Origin of the sequence: Nocardia sp. NPDC059154 (assembly GCF_042755705.1) — a bacterium.
In the GTDB taxonomy this organism is placed as follows: Bacteria; Actinomycetota; Actinomycetes; order Mycobacteriales; family Mycobacteriaceae; genus Nocardia.
Map to the genome: position 1 here is coordinate 1 of NZ_JBHZCS010000029.1, position 16,495 is coordinate 16,495.

Consider the following 16,495-nt stretch of genomic DNA (forward strand, 5'->3'; position numbering starts at 1 on the left):
GCACCGGCACGGCGACACCGATGATCTAGACCTACCCATTGGCGAAGGCCGCCGACACCCACGAATTTGCGGCCAGTGGCGTCATGCGGTTCCGCGCCGAAATCACCTACTGGAACCGGCCGGCACGGACGCCAATTATGTCGGACCCCTATTCACCGTTACGGACGCACCCGAGCCTGCAAAGGAAAGCTCATGGAGACGGACCCACCAACGACGCCGATCCTGTTTCTCAGTGGCGCAGGGCTTCCGGCCTGGATCTGGGACGAAGTGCGGGCCTCCTTGCCCGTCGAGTCGGTCGTAGCGGCTTACCCGAAACGGGTCGACGCAACCCTGCGCGACTACGTCGACACCGCTCTGGCGCAGGCACCGAATGGCCTGTTCACGATCGTGGCTCACTCGATCGGCGGTGTCGTGGCCAGTGAGATCACAGCCACCGCACCGGAGCGCATCGACCGATTGCTCGGCATCGCAGCGACCTTTCCCGCCGCTGGAACCTCATTCCTGGCGGCATTGCCTGCGCCGCAGCGCGTTTTCACAGGGCTCATCATGCGGATTGTCGGAACACGGCCGCCGGAGAAGGCGATCCGCACAGTGTTGTGCGCTGGCCTCGAAGAGGACGACATCGCGCACGTCGTAGCAGAGTTCGAGCCGGAATCGCAGCACCTCTACCGGGATAGGGTGTCACGACGAACGTTTCCGACGCGCACCGGATATGTCGCGACAACCGCCGACCGACAGCTCCCCGAAATGCTGCAACGCAAGAATGCAGCCGAACTCGGCATCGGCTTTCACCGTGAGATTCCCACAGGGCACTTGCCGATGCTGCAGGAACCCGCTTCCCTGACGACGGTAGTCGAGGAGTTCATCGCCCTCCGGTGAGACCATTCCCGTCCTCGAGCGACTTGCCAACATCGACGGGCCCTCAATTCGGCATGTGCGGATACTGGCGAGCCTCGGATCGGCAACGGCCCGTTGATCTTCCGCCGTGCCACGCTGGCCGGTTCGGTCAGCGCGGCATGCGGCATGAGGGTGCGTTCGGCCAGCCTCGAATCACGACGGCCGGCTGATCTTCGACTGCCTGCGCAGCTCGAGCCGAACAGCGCGGGAACGCACGAGCGGAGGTCGAGAATCGATCGATTCTCGACCTCCGCTCGTACCCGTAACCAGGGATGCTCAGTCGATCTGGAGGTTCAGCGTGTACGAGGCGTCGTGCTCGGGCGAGGTAATGGTCAGGTAATAGGTGCCCGTGGCCGGGAGGTAGAGCTGGGTTCCGGTGGTGTCGACGGCCAGCTGCTGGCCGTCGGGTGAGGTGAGCGTGTAGACAGCGGTTCCTGAGGCGGAGGTGTAGTGCGAGGTGATGTCGGTGCTCAGCTGCTGACCGGCGCGGGCGTCGAAGTGCCAGGTGTCGGAGTATCCGCGGTTGATGTAACCGTCCACGGCGCCGTGGTCGGTGCCGAGCGCGAACTTGATCTCGGCATTGACCCCGCTGGCATTGGCGGCACCCGCGCCTGCCAAGGGGATGAAGAGCGCCGCCGCGATCGCAATCATGGCGACGGCCGCTTTACGGGTGGCCGTGGCAAAGGCAGTCATGAGGTTCCCCCCAATTCGATGTATCGGACAGCGCTCCGCCACGTCGGCGTCCGCTCGTTCGGCCGGATGTTCTTCCATCCGGCACTACCGTGTCTTTCGCGTCCGAGGCGAAAACCGTTGCGCCCCTATTCTCATGGGCACGCAGGCCATCGAACTCCAAACCTCACCCGCACTGGTGCACAAGACTTCTCGCGCCAGCCCCTTCGAACCGCCCGGGTCGCGGCAAGACAGGAGGTTCGGCGCGCAGCCTGTCATGAGCGGTGGCGTAGGGGAATGATGTTGCGCATGCAGGTATCTGATTACTTCACGCATACCGGCTGGGTCGCCATCTTCAGCGGCACCGACACTCAGATCGCACGCACGCGTGAGGTCGATGGCTGGGATCCGGCGACCGGAACCGCCGTTGTGTTGACCCTGAAACGGGTACGCGGCGGCCGGTCACGGACTACTCCGACTTTGTACGCCTCGAACAGGGGAGTCGAGTAGTTACTGCCCTGCCTGGTAATGGCTGGCACGCACGCGATCGAGTACACGGGCTGAATGATCCCGAACCACCGATCGAGCCCGTGCTGGCTTGGCTGGTCACGTCGACTGGCCAACTGGTACCGGTCACGATGGATACGGAAGGATGGATCGGCTTCGATCGCGACCCGAAGCGCTACTTTCCACCAGGTGCACACGAGGATTCATAACGAGCCGTGCGAAAGCAGTGCTCATCGGCAGTAGCGCGCGTTCGGCTGGCGCCAGATGTCCACGGCCCGTAGATCTTCCGTGGTGCCGCGCTGGCCGGTTCTGTCAGCGTGGTCAGCGGCATTGCAGAGCAGTCTCAGATGATCTCACCATCCGCGGCGAACACATGGTGACCGGCGAGAACCAATCAAGTTGGTGACAGTGGGCAGAGCTACGGTATTGGGGTGAATGCGGTTGAGACGGTTGCATATTGGCATGGTGGTGGCGCGGGTGTCATTGAGCGCCTCATATGTCATCCCCGGCTTTCGTTGGTCGCCGGTATCGACTCCCAGCGGCCGACGGTTCATGTCTGGGATTATCGGGAACTGGTGCATCGGGGGTCTATCGGCGCCGACTCCGCCACCTATGGCGACACAGCCGTCTGGACGTGGGAACGTTGTGATCTTCGCGCGGCTCGCTGACGATAACGCGATGTGTGTCCTTCGTCAGGCGCTCATTCTGGATGTCGACGGCTACGAGACGCCTATCTTCAGTGCGGACGGGCGGCATTTGGCGATCCGTGGCAATGCCTACGAGAATCGAGTGGATGTCTTCGAATTTCCCTCGCTGAAGCGCGTTTTGGGCACGGTACTCGGGGAACCCGGTCCAGCCGCGGCCGACGGATATATGGATGAGTGGTACGAGCAGTTCGATGCGTGGTCACGCCACAACCTCGCGTTCGGGACGCGGCCTGGCGTGCTGTGGATCGGTACGCCCGCTGGGAGTCTCATCGAGGTCGATGTGGACGAGGCAGCCGCCGTCGCCCACGACGTCCTGAACGACTCTCCGGTGACTACTCTGACCGCCACGACGACAGGTGAATTCGTCGTCGCATCCGGCGACGGCGAGCTCCGGCTGGTGCGCCCGGTCTCCGAACCGGCCGACGCTGTCGACGGTATTGCGCTGCGGGACAGCGTGACTGCTTTCCTGGACGCCACCTCCGAGGTTCCCGACGACAGCGACCTCGATGAGCAGCTCATCCGCACCGATGGAACGCGGACCTGGGAGCAGGACAACCTGGAGACGGTCACCAGTGCTTCCACCGCCGACCAGACCTGGCTGCAACTGCGAGCGCTCGGGAACACCGTACGCAATCAACAACAGTGACACCGAAGTCTCCTGGCGTTCTCCACATTCACCCGCCTCATCAACTTTGGATAACGTCCGATCATCGGCAGTTGCGGACGTTCCGCGGTTCTCGAATCGGCACGGCCAGTTGATCTTCCGTCGTCCCGCGCTAGCCGGTTCAGTCAGCGCCGTATGCGGCATTACCGCTCATTCTAGTTAAGTATGGCCAGTATCGAGAGGTCCGCGGCGCACCACCGGTGGTCTGACCCCGCTGACGGTTACCGAGATCGACGACGATTCGAGTTGGATAGTCGGGCAACGCGATCCGAGATCGAATCGACATCGGCTCGATCCGGCAGTGCTCGGCCAGCGCATCTACATCCGGCGTCGTGCTGGTCGTCGGTATCTTGTCCCATAGTCATGGTTTTGGGCGGCAAAGCATTTCGCCCTACCGCCCTGTCAGTCCACCAGATCACTCACACAAGATCTCGTCCACGCCCAGCGGTGACGATTTCAGTCACCGCATCTACTCCCTGTTCGAGCGACGTGCCTCCAGTGTCGGCCTTGATGGTCTTGACGAGTTCGATGGTCGTGAGCACCATCCACAGTAGAAATGCCGCGAGCGGGACGTACAGAGCGAGCAGGCCGTTGTACGCGAGGACTCCGCGCTTGAAGAACAGCAGCATGGCCGCAGGAAAGTACAGCAGGCCGGCCCAGATGTTCACGTAGCCGATCCAGCGCGGCAGCAGCCGATGTTCGCTGCGGTTGGTGAAGATCGCGCAGGCGATCGAGATACACCACACGGTAAACGGCGGGAAGGTGAACAAGAAGGCGAACCAGCCGAAGTCGTTGATGGAGCGGGTGATGTCGGGGTCCATCTCGCCGGGGCGGAAGGCCGCCCAGGAGAACACCAGAGGAGTCATCATCGCGTCCATAACCCCACAGCCGAGGCAGGCAAGCTGGATGTAGGTGTAGATCGGCAGGCCGGTTTCAGTTTTGCGGGTGCGCACAGCGATGACAGCACCGTAGGGCGCGAGCAGCGCGATCGCCAGGACGTCGATGACCATGCCGACCCGGATGCCTGTGAGGTTGTCGCGGTACCAGTCCACGACCTGCTGGCCGGTCCACGATGGGCTCGGCGCCGGCAACATGTGCGCAATCGGCAGGAATCCGATCATGAAGACGATAACGAAGATCGGGCCCGTCCACGCGCACATCAGCTGCGCTTTCCGAGACAAGACCCGCGACCCGAGTTGAGACAATGTTGTGCTCCCTTGCCGATACCAGTCGATCAGATCCTCGAAATGATAGAAGTCGACTGCTATCTACGCAAGGTTCGGTAGGCTGATGGCCATGACCGCCGAGCCCGATTCACGGGGCCGAGCCCGACGTCCCATCGGCCAGGCCCGGCAAGAACTCATCGAGGCCGCCCGTAAAACGTTCATCGAGGTCGGCTACCACGGGGCGTCGCTACGGCAGATCGCTACCCAGGCCAACACCACCCAGGCCATGCTGTACCGGTACTTTCCGAGCAAGGCGGAGCTTTTCGAACACTCCGTGCTACACCCCTTCGAGGAGTTCCTCGCCGAGCTGGTTCGAGACTGGCAAGGGGCGTCCACATCGACGCTGCCCACCCGTGAACTGATTGCCGGATTCACCCAGCAGCTCTACGACTTCACTCGAACCCATCGCGGAATTATGCTCACCCTCATCGCGGCGGATGCGCACGACGATGACAGCCTGGGCAACGTCAAAGCCTCGTTCATCGACACGATCAACAATGTGGTCACCCAGGCACTGGCCGAGCGAAAAGCTCGCGGCTGGGACGACATCGACGTGGAAGTCGCCGCACCCGCGACCATGGCCATGATCATCGCCAGCGCGCTACTCGACGACTGGTTGTTTCCCGACACCACGACCCGGCCGAACCGAGATCGCATTCTCGCCGAACTGACCCGCTACGAAGTCCGCGCGATTGTCGGAGAGCACCAGCCCGTCCACTACGACTGATCCTTCCGCGCCGGGCACCCGCGCCAGGCCGATAGCCGGGCAGATGTTGCCGCTACCGTCGCCAGAGTTGGTTGTGGAGCCGGCGCCGTACCCGGAACCGAGTTCGAGGACCCGCCGGCCGGGGGCGCCATGTTCACCGAGCCGACGCACTCTGCGCTTGTCGCGGTCGGTGACCAGCGCTTCCGCCTTGCCCCACCAGGCACCACTCCTGGATTAGAACTCCCGCACCCAATCCATCGATGCAGCCGAACAAGCCCGCCGCCTGCTGGCAATCCGGGCTGTTCGAGCCTGCGGTCTCGTACCACATAATCGGCAGTTGCGGACGTTCCGCCGGCGTCGAATCGGCACGGCCAGTTGATCTTCCGATGTCCCGCGCTGGCCGGTTCGGTCAGCGCGGTATGCGGCTACTTAAGACTGGTGTCAGGGCCGGGTCCCGGCCAGGATTCGGTCCATGAGAGTGTGTTCGCCAATCGTTTGTGCTTCGCTCCTCCTGGTCCGGCCGACCGGGGATGAAGCGTCCGAGTCCAGGTTGTCGCGTTTATCCAATACTGCGACTCGGCCAGCCTGGTTGCCTTGTGCCGTGTGCTCGGCGACCGCCTGCAAGTACTCGATTCTTACTGGCCGAGCTCTCCGACCGGCCGAACCTCGACACAGGAGACCCCTTGCCACCAAACCTAGCCTTGAAGGCAATGAACATCGCGCACCGCGGCCTGCTCCGGGCGAGCGGCGGGAAGTTGGGCAACTCCTTCAGCGGCATGCCGTCGCTGGAACTGACCACGGTCGGACGGAAGTCGGGACGATCGCACACGGTGATGCTTACCGCCCCGCTGGTCGATGGCGACACGATCGTCGTAGTGGCGTCCCGCGGTGGCGGTCCGGTCCACCCGGCGTGGTATCTGAATCTGCGAGACCGGCCCGAGGTCGACGTGTCGTTCCGCAGCGGCCCCCGTCGACGCATGACCGCCCGGATGGCGACTGTGGAGGAACGGGCCGAGCTATGGCCGAAAGTGATCGCGAGATATGACGGCTACGCCGCCTATCAGCAGCGCACCACTCGCGAAATTCCGCTGGTCCTGCTGACCCCACGGGACTGAACAGATTCAACGCAGACCGACCACGGGCCCTTACACACGAACCCGACGCGGCGGGCGCCCCTGGCATTGGCAGAACAACCGCACCTCGGCATGAGCGAGTACTCCCGGCGCACGCCGTGGACCGGTCGGTCTGGTCAGTGGCGCCGGAGCGGAGACCAAAAACGGTCGGCCCGTTGGTCTTCGGGGCCGACCGCCTGGTCGATTCGAACCGCGCGCCCACGCGGCAATTGAGTGCGTTAGCCAGAAGGTCCCACAACCCTGATCGGACCGATTGGCGCTTCGTCCGTTGCCGTCGGCCCTTGGGTGTGGTGAGGCGTGCGTCCGCTCACAGTCGTCTGAATCGCGTTGTCTCGCTGGACAGCTAGGACGACGATGATAGGGAACACACACTACGGCGCTGCTGGTTCCGCTGCTGAGGCGCTCGGGCGGATGGATCGAGTCGGGCCGGTTCGATAGGTGAGGACTTGGACGATGGTGTCCGGCGCAGGAGTACGTAGTGTCCGGAGAACTCTGCAATTTGCAGTGCCGTTTGCCGTCTTTTACGCGTCGTGGTGGATCGTGGAACCAGACCTGGGAGTGCTGACTGTCATTGCACTGCCGTTCAGCATCCTGGTTCTCCTGATATTTCCGGGACTTTCAGCGGGTGTGATCGGTGCCGGAGCGGTCATCGCTGAACATATATCGAGCGTTCGGGGTTGGGGTGCCGGATATGCGCCGCGTGTACAGTTGGCGGCGGCGTCGCTTCTGGGTGGGCTCGCCGGTGTGCTCGTACTGGCTGGAGCCGGGGAAATTCTTGCGGTTTTGTGGCACAACCGCGATCAGTGGTGGACCGTGATCTCCTGGCGCGTGGTCGTCTATCTGTTGTGCCCAACTGCGACAGCACTGGCTGTCGCCGCGATACCCGGACGCGCCGAGACGATCGCTCGGCGGCAGTAAGAGATGCCGGAGCTACTCCTGTTAGAGGCTCAGGTCAGGCAGTACATCGGCAGGCGTGACTGCGCGTCGATGCTCGAGCCAGAATCCGTACTCCCGTAGATAACCGTGTAGTCCGTTGTTCAGATACCAGCGATACGCTCGAAGCCCCCTTGCGTTCTCGCGCTCGTCTTCACGCTTGCTACTGGAGCATTTACGCTCGAATCGGCCGATCCACTCCGTCAGGCGTCCACGCTCGGCCCACCAATCACGGATCAGGACTAACGTCCAATGGTCGTCTCCATCGCAGGCATAGGCGCTGAAAGGGTCATAAGCCGCCGCTGTCAGCACCAGTTGCGTCTCGCGCAGGTTGTAAGGCTGGCGGTACACGACCTCGCTCCCGAACTCGTCTTCGTAGAGGATGTGATCGGGGGCAACCAGCCGACCGGTCCAGCACGAATCAGTATTCGCCCTGTAGAACGGACCGGGAACATTGCGCCAGTCTCGCTGTGCCCACTCACCTTTCAGGTACTCGCCAGGTGGACCCAACATCTCGTGTCTTCGGCGTAGGCGGTCGGCGACGTCTCCGAAGCAGCGATCGTCGGCAGCGGATCCCAGTACACGAAATTCACGGTATCGGTCGCAATCGGTCTCCGCAGCACACTCAACTCGGCATTTCTGTGCACTACCGGCGGTCGGGCAGCCGTCCGAGATGCCTGCGGCGCATTGATCTTCCGAGGTGCCGCGCTGGCCGGTTCGGTCAGCGCGGTATGCGGCATAGAGCGTTTACCGGCCCCTGTCCGGAATGGTTCGGGCCTTGAAGGACCTGGGATGCCTCGGAACAAGCGCCGCCGAATCACCGCAATGTGTTCGCGCAATGCCACACAATAGCGAAGCCAGTGGGCCTAACGCTCCACAACGCGAACACCCTGGTGGTGGTTGGGCCGCAGATCCGGGTCCAACCGGTCGGCACCCGTGCGGCGAGCGCGGTTCGATAGCACCAAGCCGCCGAGCGGCAGGCTGAAATGATTGCTCAAGCGCTGCGGTTTCGTGCGCCCAGGTGTCCCAATCATGGTAGGCGGCACCAACTTTGGCGCCGAATCTGTCGATCAGGGAATCGACTTAGGTTGCGGCGTGGGGCACCAAGGTCTCGTTTCAGCGAGCGTTGAGGCGTGCGAGCTTGTCGGGATTGCCGATGGCGCGGATCGCGACCACGTGGTTGTCATGGGACTCCAACGCGATCACGGCCATAACGGGGCCCGCGAGTGACACGACCACCCCTGGCTCGCCGTTCACCGATGCGACCCGGAAGTCGGCGCCCGCTCCGAACAGTGTTCTGGCGAGCGTGACGCCGACCAGCTCGGCGCCGACCAATGGTCCGACGGGGGCGCCGGCGACTCGCCCGCCGGAGTCGAATTCGCCGACCACGTCGTGAGCCAGTACCTCCATCAGTGCCGCCAGGTCGCCGGTGGTGCAGGCGTGTGCAAATCTCTCGGCGACCGCGCGCGCCTGTGCTGGTGAGACCTCGAACCGCGGCTCAGGGTTGTCGCGCAGCGCGGCTCGCGCACGACTGGCCAGTTTCCGGGCCGCGGCCGGTGAGCGGCCGACCACCCCAGCGATCTCCTCAAAGCTCACTCCGAAGACATCGTGGAGCACGAACGCGACGCGTTCGGCGGGGCTGAGGGCGTGCAGCGCCGCCAAAAGCGCCAGGCGCACGCTGTCATCGAGGGTGACCTGATCTGCGGGATCGAGATCGGTGCCAGCATGCTCGACGAGCGGCTCGGGCAGCCACGGCCCGACGTAGCGGGCCCGGGTGCGGTCGGCGCGCAGCCGGTCGAGGCAGACTCGGCCCGCAACGGTGACCAGCCAGCCCTCGATGTCGTCGATGCCCTCGCAGCCGTGGCGGGTGAGCTTGGCGAAGGTCTCTTGCACGGCGTCTTCGGCGTCGACGAGGGTACCGAGCATGCGGTAGGAGACGTCGAGCACCCGCCGCCGGTGCACGTGCCAAGCCTGCTCGATGATGTCGCTCATACATACCTCCGACGAATGAGCCTGGTGAAATGTGACCGTCACATACGACCGCGCCGGCACGTCCTTAGAGATATGACCCTTACTACCAAACCCGTTCGGCCTGACTGGCTCACCACGCAGGATTGGCCCCATCCGCTGTACGCGTTCGACTTCGACGGGCGCCGCGTCGTCTACACCGATACCGGCGGTGACCGTCCGGTCCTGCTCATGGTCCACGCCGGACTCTGGTCGCTGCTGTGGGCCGATCTGATCAGTCATCTCGAGGACCGGTACCGGTGCGTTACCCTCGATCTGCCTGGAACAGGACTCTCCGATCCCGGCGTGGCTACGCTGGCATCGGCCGCGCACACGATCACAGCATTCATCGACCATCTCGACCTCAACGCCGTGACACTGGTCGTACACGACCTCGGGGGCCTGGCCACACTCGCTGCTGTACACGATCGAATCGACCGCGTGGCCGCACTGGTGGCCATGAACACCTTCGGCTGGCGGCCCCGGGGCATGCTGTGGCTCGCACTGCGATTCTTCGGCTCGGAGCTGATGCGGGAGGTCGACGCATGGCCTGGGTTGGTCGCCTGGGCGAGTGCGACAAGGTTCGGTGTCGGCAGACGATGGAACCGCACCCGTAAGACTGCGTGGCGACGTGGTCTGCGCGACCGCGACCGCCGCCGGTTCTTGCACCGAATGTTTCGCGACGCGACCCGCGACCGCGCCACCGCCATATGCGCAGAAAGCACCGTCACCGCGCTGGCTGGCCGGCCGATGATGACGGTATTCGGGCGACTCGGCGACTACTTCTTCTTCGTTCGGCGTTGGCGGCGACTGTTCCCGCGCCTGACCAGGGCCACCGTGCCCTGGGGGCTGCACTTTCCGATGGCCGACAACCCGCAGCTCGTGGCCGATGCCATCGACCGCTGGCACCGCAGCCACGTGGCCTGTGCTCAACCGTGAATCCAGATCCCACTGCCACGTCCGGTCGGCTACCGACCCTCTGATTTCGCTGCACCTTCGATTTCGCTACTCGGCATGAGCCAACGTCGACGACTGCGCCAGCAGGGGACGCACTGAGATTGGGACGCCCCACCGGACCGACGGAGCTGCTAGGTCGAATGTTCGCGCAACGCGGGCTTGTGGGCCTAACGCTGCACAACGCGAACACTCTGACGGCGGTTGGGCCGCAGATCCGGGTCCACCCGGTCGGCACCCGCACGGCGAGCGCGGTTCGATGGCGGCGAGCCGCCGAGCGGCAGGCCACCATCGTGCGACGGTGGACCGCCCGCACAGCGGCAATTGAGTGTGCACTGGTTTCGACTGTCTGTCAGCTGCCGGTGGTAGAGATGGCCTCCGAAGTGGTGTCGAGTCTGGAATTGGTGATCGCGGTATGAATCGGAGCAGTTTGGTCGCGATCGCAGAGCGACTGGCCTCGAACGAGCCGATGCTCGCTACGGGAGTGCGAGCTGCGGTCGACGAAAACCAGGCATGGACGCGCCTTATCGATGGCCTGGAAGAGGCCAGGCTCATGGGCTACATCGATGAGACCGACCCGGAGATGGCGCGAGATGTGTTGGAGCCCTTGAAGTTCTGCCCTGCCTCGATGTCCTGGGATTGGTGGGAAGAGCACCGCGAGGACGAGGACGAGGACTAGGACGAGGACATCGAGCGATTCTTGGTCCTGGCAGGAGAACACAGCCAGGACCACCACGGCGTGCTCCTAGTCGAGCTCCCGTTGGGGGCGGACGGATATCTGCTCGGGTTCTTCCCCCGGCAACAGTGGAGGACTTGATTGCGGCCGGTGATCTCTTCTTGGTGCGCAGGGGATGGCAGGGCACCGACTGACCGGCCGACCCGAACGCTTCATCCGCGCGCTGAAATCGGCAGTAGCGGATGTTCAGCCGGCCTCGGATCGGCACGGCCAGTTGATCTTCCGATGCCCGGCGCTGGCCGGTTCGGTCAGCGTGGTATGCGGCAGAATAGTGCGTTCAGCACTGGCCGGTTCTCCGGTGGACTCGGCTACCAGCTGCTCGTCCTGTCGTGGTCGCCCATTACCGTTGTCGCAGTACCGGACCAGCACCCGGGGTAACGACACCTTCGTCCGCCTTCGCGTGGAGGTGCAGCGAACCGATCCGCTGTAAAGGGGAAGCGCGTGGATGACCTGCTGGAGATCGCCGCGGCTCTCCTGCCTGGTGTCCGCCTCGATCGCGCCGTCCTCGCGGCCAACGGCAACATCCATGACGTGCTGCTGATCCCCGATGTCGCCGCCGTCCGGGTCAGCAAGCGACCGTTGGCTGCTGCCGCGATGCCACAGCGGGTGGAAGTGCTTCGTTGGTTGGCCCGCGCGGGCCTGCCGTTTCGGGTTCCGGAGCCGTTGACCTCTGTCGCCATGTTCGGCGACCGGGCCGCTGTTGCTGTCTCGTGGATCGACGGCGAAGCTCTGCCTGAAGGTGTCGGCTCCGTCGCCCAGATCGCCGAGGTGCTGTCGGCTGTCCGCTCCGTGCCTCTCGACAGTGGTCTGTTGGCCGTGCTCGAAAGCCGAACTCAGGGCCGCCACTGGTCGGAGATCATCACCGCGGACATCGTTCCCCGCCTACCGGTCCGGTGGCAGCCCGAGGTCCTGCGTCGGCTCGACGCCGCCCTAACCCTGGAACCGGTCCCCGATGCCTTGGTGCACGGCGACCTCTGTGGCCCCAACGTCCACTGGTCGACCGACGGTAGGTTGCTCGGCATCCTCGACTGGGACCTGGCCATGCCCGGCGACCCTGCCCTCGACGTGGCGATGATGGCCTGGCACGGGTGGGACACCGTCCGCCGTGCCGTCCCCACCGAAATGTTTCACCGCGCCCGCATCTGGGACGACCTTCTCGGTGTCGGTCATCTCGTCGCGTGTATGAACGGCCGCCCCATGACCAACCCCGACAGTTTCGTCCAGGCCGTCGTGCCGTGGCTGGAGTCAGAAGCGAACCGCCACCCCGAACGCTTCGCGTAGCCGCACCGTACCTCGGTGCGGCTACCGCCCCGCCTGCCTGCACGGCTGACCATCCTCGAATACCGGACAGTTGAATACGGCCCTTCGCTGTTATCTGACGCCGTTACTGCCACTGCTGACTCGTTGACCGCACGAAGGCTCTTTGATCGCACGAAAATCGGCATGAGGGTGCGCTTTGTCGGCACCAGATGCCGTGACCCCGTTGATCTTCCACCTGACATCTCTGAGCGCGCCTGGGGCGATTGCGGGCGTCGTGGTCCAGTCCATGCACGAACGCACGAAGGACGAAATCGCCATTGGATGCTAGGACTTCGAGGTGGACTCTTCAGCTTCGAACGCGCCGGCGCTTATGCCGGGCCACGGCCCTTGCCTGCGCCAGGCGGCGATCCGACTGGCGCGGGCGGGCCAACTCGACGAATTGCGACGGCTGGCCGATGCTGGTGACGGGCAAGGGCGTCGGCAGTTGGCTGCCAGTCTGGTTCGAGCAGGCCATGTTGATGAGGTGGAAGCGCGGGCGGTCAACGGAGATCGGTATGCCCGTCGGGCGCTGGCGAATTGGATGGTGCGCCAAGGTCGAATCGAGGAGGCCATCAGTCAGATGCGAGTGCTGGCCGAGGGTGGGAATCCGGGTGCTTGCAAGCGGTTGGCTCGATTGCTCGCCGGACAGGGCCGAGTGGAAGAAGCCATCTCGGAGCTGCAACGGCTGCCTGAGCGGGACCGGTCGGCCAATGTGCCGGGCTGGCTGTCCAGCCAAGGGCGGTTCGATCTGCTACGACAGCTCGCGGCCTCCGGATACACCGATGCTACAAACGAACTCGAGTGGGCGGCCCTGAAGTTGTGGGGTGCCGCCCGCCTTGCCGCCGCCGTCGATCTGCTCACCGATATCGATCCGGAGTGCTCGCGCTACAACAACCTCGACACTGTCATGGTGAACATCGCGAGCACATGGCGTGTGCAGCGACTACACCTTCGGGATGAAGCCATCGAACTGCTGGGCGCTGTCGCTCACCCGACGCTCCGGCGGGTGCGAGCCGGGCTGCTGCTTGCACAAGGACGCTATGAAGAGGCCGCGGAACTCCGGTCGCTGACCGCCGACGGCGACTGCGCTGCCGAAGAGAAGTTGAATGCGGTGCTGCGCCGCGAACGACCTGTCTTGGAGCTACGAGCTTTCGAGCACTGCGCCGGCGACTTCCGTGCGGTCGCGTTCAGTCCGGACGGAGCCATGCTCGCGGTGTGCGATGGGAACAACCACACGATCGTCGTGTGGAATCTCGAGACCGGCAGGTCCCTGTACACCCTGCGCACGTCCGTCTGGATAGGCGCCATCGCGCTCAGTAACGACGGCACATTGTTGGCCGCAAACGGTTGGGGTCAAGGCGCGGTGTGGAACGCCGCCACCGGCGATCACCTACGAGATCTGGGCTCTCATATCCGCCGCGGCTGCGGCGTCGCGTTCATCGCCGACCGCACGCTCGTCGACGGGCGTACGTTGTGGGACGTCATCAAAGGCGACCCCAATTTCGCGGTGGGAAGACCGACACCGAGAGCCGAACCGGGCGGTCCTCCGGCGAACAAGCAGCCGATGAGCAGGCCGTCGACTGCGCCGGCCGGGTCGTGGCCGTCGCTCGAGGCCTGGACGATCAAACGCTGGCAATCAGCACCGAGACCGTGCACAGCGATTGGGCCCAGAGCCGGAATCCGACTGTCCAGCTGTGGAATCCAGTCACAGGTGAGCATCTCCGCGATCTCCACCTCGAAGGCCAACCACCTGTCCGAAGCCTCGCTGTCATTCCCGACGGTAGTCGCGTTGCCGTCGCCAGCGACTCCGGGGCGTGGTTGATCGACACCCTCGGGGAGCGCGTCCAACGCTTAGGAGATCGCGGGCACATGGATGCGGTCGCCTTCCATCCCGACGGCCACCTACTGGCGACTGCCCGGCACCATAACTGGTCCAGTGCCGGAGTGCGAGTTTGGAACCCGACAACAGGGTCCCAAATCGGGAAGCTGGACACACCCGCCAACGCGATCGCGTTCAGTCCTGACGGCGCCTTCCTGGCAACTGCGGATGAGGCCAGTGGGCTGGTCCGCCTCTGGGACACCACCGGCTGGCCTAACCAGGGGTAGGCCTGTCGAACTCCTGCCTTGCACACCACGTCGGTGCGTCGGGGGAAGCAAGCTGTCACTGCCGTGAAAGCAGTCGCACAACATCGCGTAATCGGCAGTTGCGGACGTTCCGTCAGCCTCGGATCGATACGGCCCGTTGACCTTTGCCCGCCTCGCGCTGGCTGGTTCGGTCAGCGCGCTATGCGACAGTTCCGGATGTTCTCCTCGCCGCGCTGCAGGGTCGCGATCATGACCGATGGCCGACCGACCGCCTGGTCGATCGCGATGGGGCACGACGCGCGCGGCGACCTGACCAGAGGGAGCGTAGGTGCCGAAATGGGTCCATGGCTCGGGGACGATCGGTTCAGACGAGCAGGACCCGGCGTCCGCGGGTGTGTCCGGCCTGGCTGTCGGCGTGCGCGGACGCGGCCTCGGTGAGGGGATATGACCGGTCGACCGGGATGTGGAGCTTCCCGCGCGCGATGAGGTCGAGGGTCGCGGCGAGAGCTTCGGGCATGCTGCCGCCGACACCGGCGAATCGGATACCGAGCATCGGCGCCTCGAGGTCGGCGATGGTGATCACTTTGTCCGGGTCTCCGGTCAGGTCGAGGAGTCCGCGGATGACGCCGGCACCGTTGAGGTCGAGGGCGGCGTCGACGGTGCCGAGCCGGCGTGCTCGCTCCTCCCAACCTGCGTCGTAGGTGATGGCGACGGCGCCCAGGCTTCGTACGTAGTCCTGGTTCGCGGCCCCGGCGGTGCCGATCACCTTGATTCCCCGGTCGCGGGCGATCTGCAACACCGCCGACCCGACTCCGCCCGCTGCGCCACTGACCAGCAGCGTCTGTCCCGGCTGGACGCCGACCAGACGGATGATCCGTATCGCGGTCTCGACCACCGACGGGTACCCCGCCGCTTCGGCGAAGCTCAATCCCTCGGGTATGCGCGCCCAGGAGGACAGGACGGCGAATTCGGCGTAAGTGTTCGAACCCCGGCCGAATACGGGCTCACCGACCTCGATCCCGACTACGCCGTCGCCGATCTCGTCCACCACGCCCGATGCGTCCTGTCCGACGCCGGCGGGCAGCGGGATCGGGTGGATCCGCCGGAACTGTCCCTCGCGGACCCGCCAATCATGCGGGTTCACTCCCGCCGCGCGCACGGCGATGCGTATCTGGCCGGGGCCGGCGTGGGGCTCGGCCACCTCTACCGGTTTCAGGACTTCCGGGCCGCCGTACTCGGCGAAGCGCATCGCTCTCATGTCTTCACATTAGGACTAACGGTTAGTCTTTTGCAACGGTTGTTATTTCGTAGCGGGTGGCGCTATAGTCGCCTACCTAACCGTTAGGAGTTCGAAACCGATGCATTTTTGCAGCTGATAGCATCAAGCGATGACCGTGCCGACCGGGCGTCGGGAGCGCAAGAAGGCCGCGACCCGCCAGAAGATCGCCGACACCGCGCTCGCACTGTTTCTGGAACGCGGATACGACGCGGTGGGCATCCGCGACGTGGCTGCCGAGGCCGACGTGGCCGTCACCACCGTCTTCTCTCACTTCGTCTCGAAAGAGGCCCTGGTCTTCGAGCAGGACGAGAACTTTGAGCAGCGCCTCACCCAGGCGGTCACCGGCAGGTCGGCGGACGAGCCACTGATCCCCGCGCTGCGGCACGAGATCCACGCGATGGTGCGGCACTGCGCGGCCGAGGGCGCCGCGCCGATCTGGCATCTGATCGACCGGACACCCGCCCTGCGCGAGTACGAGGAGTCGATGCGGCTGCGCCACGCGAAGTCGCTGGCGGCGGCCATCGCCGCGGATCTCGGCCAGCCGTCCACCAGCACGGCGAACCAGGCGATCGCGCGGTTCGTGATCGACGCATACTCCCTGGCCCGTGAGGCAGCCGATCCGCAGGCCGCGGTGGACGAAATCTTCCGGATGATCGAAGCGGCCTGGGAGGCCGCCCGACCCACCTGAGGTTC

16 protein-coding genes are annotated in these 16,495 nt (G+C 64.5%); 11 read left to right on the forward strand and 5 right to left on the reverse strand.

The window, feature by feature from the left end:
* The first annotated feature begins 192 nt into the window (after positions 1-192).
* Positions 193-879 (forward strand): alpha/beta fold hydrolase, encoded by a 687-nt coding sequence (locus tag ACFXN1_RS24365; RefSeq protein WP_379445090.1) that lies wholly within the window; start codon positions 193-195, stop codon positions 877-879.
* 294 nt (positions 880-1,173) lie between these two features.
* On the opposite strand, the gene ACFXN1_RS24370 is transcribed toward ACFXN1_RS24365, so the two are convergent.
* Complete coding sequence (locus ACFXN1_RS24370; RefSeq protein WP_379445089.1) at positions 1,174-1,590, reverse strand: hypothetical protein; 417 nt, start codon at positions 1,588-1,590, stop codon at positions 1,174-1,176.
* A gap of 1,128 nt (positions 1,591-2,718) precedes the next feature.
* Between ACFXN1_RS24370 and ACFXN1_RS24375 the strand changes: the two genes are divergently transcribed.
* Positions 2,719-3,426 (forward strand): hypothetical protein, encoded by a 708-nt coding sequence (locus ACFXN1_RS24375; RefSeq protein WP_379445087.1) that lies wholly within the window; start codon positions 2,719-2,721, stop codon positions 3,424-3,426.
* A gap of 437 nt (positions 3,427-3,863) precedes the next feature.
* On the opposite strand, the gene ACFXN1_RS24380 is transcribed toward ACFXN1_RS24375, so the two are convergent.
* A complete protein-coding gene (locus tag ACFXN1_RS24380) occupies positions 3,864-4,565 on the reverse strand; it encodes a hypothetical protein (RefSeq protein WP_379445085.1) in 702 nt (233 codons plus the stop codon).
* Between the two features lie 175 nt (positions 4,566-4,740).
* Here ACFXN1_RS24380 and ACFXN1_RS24385 point away from each other — a divergent pair, with 175 nt between their 5' ends.
* The 3 genes from ACFXN1_RS24385 to ACFXN1_RS24395 all read left to right on the forward strand — a co-directional run bounded on the left by ACFXN1_RS24385 (position 4,741) and on the right by ACFXN1_RS24395 (position 7,427).
* Positions 4,741-5,397, forward strand: a complete 657-nt coding sequence (locus ACFXN1_RS24385; protein ID WP_379445084.1) for a TetR/AcrR family transcriptional regulator — start codon at positions 4,741-4,743, stop codon at positions 5,395-5,397.
* A 662-nt stretch (positions 5,398-6,059) separates the two neighbouring features.
* Positions 6,060-6,491, forward strand: a complete 432-nt coding sequence (locus ACFXN1_RS24390) for a nitroreductase/quinone reductase family protein (RefSeq protein WP_379395981.1) — start codon at positions 6,060-6,062, stop codon at positions 6,489-6,491.
* A gap of 471 nt (positions 6,492-6,962) precedes the next feature.
* Entirely contained in the window at positions 6,963-7,427 is a 465-nt protein-coding gene (locus ACFXN1_RS24395) for a hypothetical protein (RefSeq protein WP_379445082.1), read from the forward strand.
* Positions 7,428-7,448: 21 nt separating this feature from the next.
* On the opposite strand, the gene ACFXN1_RS24400 is transcribed toward ACFXN1_RS24395, so the two are convergent.
* Positions 7,449-7,955: a ferredoxin gene (locus ACFXN1_RS24400; RefSeq protein WP_379445080.1), complete on the reverse strand. Its 507-nt coding sequence runs from the start codon at positions 7,953-7,955 to the stop codon at positions 7,449-7,451.
* A gap of 603 nt (positions 7,956-8,558) precedes the next feature.
* Positions 8,559-9,434 (reverse strand): RNA polymerase sigma factor SigJ, encoded by an 876-nt coding sequence (gene sigJ, locus ACFXN1_RS24405; RefSeq protein WP_379445079.1) that lies wholly within the window; start codon positions 9,432-9,434, stop codon positions 8,559-8,561.
* A 72-nt stretch (positions 9,435-9,506) separates the two neighbouring features.
* Between sigJ and ACFXN1_RS24410 the strand changes: the two genes are divergently transcribed.
* The 5 genes from ACFXN1_RS24410 (at position 9,507) to ACFXN1_RS24430 (ending at position 14,544) form a co-directional block, all read left to right on the forward strand.
* Positions 9,507-10,388, forward strand: coding sequence for an alpha/beta fold hydrolase (locus tag ACFXN1_RS24410; RefSeq protein ID WP_379445077.1), 882 nt, complete (start codon positions 9,507-9,509; stop codon positions 10,386-10,388).
* Between the two features lie 430 nt (positions 10,389-10,818).
* On the forward strand, positions 10,819-11,082 hold the full coding sequence (locus ACFXN1_RS24415) for a hypothetical protein (protein ID WP_379445075.1): 264 nt from the start codon (positions 10,819-10,821) through the stop codon (positions 11,080-11,082).
* 498 nt (positions 11,083-11,580) lie between these two features.
* Positions 11,581-12,420, forward strand: a complete 840-nt coding sequence (locus tag ACFXN1_RS24420; protein WP_379445073.1) for a phosphotransferase family protein — start codon at positions 11,581-11,583, stop codon at positions 12,418-12,420.
* Positions 12,421-12,922: 502 nt separating this feature from the next.
* Positions 12,923-14,260: a tetratricopeptide repeat protein gene (locus ACFXN1_RS24425; RefSeq protein WP_379463677.1), complete on the forward strand. Its 1,338-nt coding sequence runs from the start codon at positions 12,923-12,925 to the stop codon at positions 14,258-14,260.
* 47 nt (positions 14,261-14,307) lie between these two features.
* Entirely contained in the window at positions 14,308-14,544 is a 237-nt protein-coding gene (locus tag ACFXN1_RS24430; RefSeq protein WP_379445071.1) for a WD40 repeat domain-containing protein, read from the forward strand.
* A gap of 343 nt (positions 14,545-14,887) precedes the next feature.
* Here the strand turns inward: ACFXN1_RS24430 and ACFXN1_RS24435 are convergent, their stop codons facing one another.
* The gene (locus ACFXN1_RS24435; protein WP_379445070.1) at positions 14,888-15,781 is read right to left on the reverse strand and encodes an NADP-dependent oxidoreductase; all 894 of its coding nucleotides are present in this window, start codon (positions 15,779-15,781) and stop codon (positions 14,888-14,890) included.
* A 130-nt stretch (positions 15,782-15,911) separates the two neighbouring features.
* On the opposite strand from ACFXN1_RS24435, the gene ACFXN1_RS24440 reads away from it, so the two are divergent.
* Entirely contained in the window at positions 15,912-16,490 is a 579-nt protein-coding gene (locus ACFXN1_RS24440; protein WP_379445068.1) for a TetR/AcrR family transcriptional regulator, read from the forward strand.
* Positions 16,491-16,495: the final 5 nt, after the last annotated feature.